We start from the raw sequence: 228 nt of genomic DNA on the forward strand, positions 1-228 counted from the left end.
GGAGCGGGAAACGAGACTCGAACTCGCGACCCCGACCTTGGCAAGGTCGTGCTCTACCAACTGAGCTATTCCCGCATTATCGTTGATATTCACCCTGCTGCTACGCGGCAAAGTAAAACATCTGATATTGGTATCTGACTACATCTTTAAATCTGGAGCGGGAAACGAGACTCGAACTCGCGACCCCGACCTTGGCAAGGTCGTGCTCTACCAACTGAGCTATTCCCG

1 tRNA gene is annotated in these 228 nt (G+C 52.6%); it reads right to left on the minus strand.

Annotated features, from left to right (window positions below):
* Window positions 1-2 precede the first annotated feature (2 nt).
* Window positions 3-75: transfer RNA gene (locus SB719_RS23060), tRNA-Gly, on the minus strand.
* Between the last annotated feature and the right edge of the window lie 153 nt (window positions 76-228).

It is taken from the genome of Pantoea sp. SIMBA_079, assembly GCF_046940275.1.
GTDB classification, from domain to species: Bacteria; Pseudomonadota; Gammaproteobacteria; order Enterobacterales; family Enterobacteriaceae; genus Pantoea; species Pantoea borealis.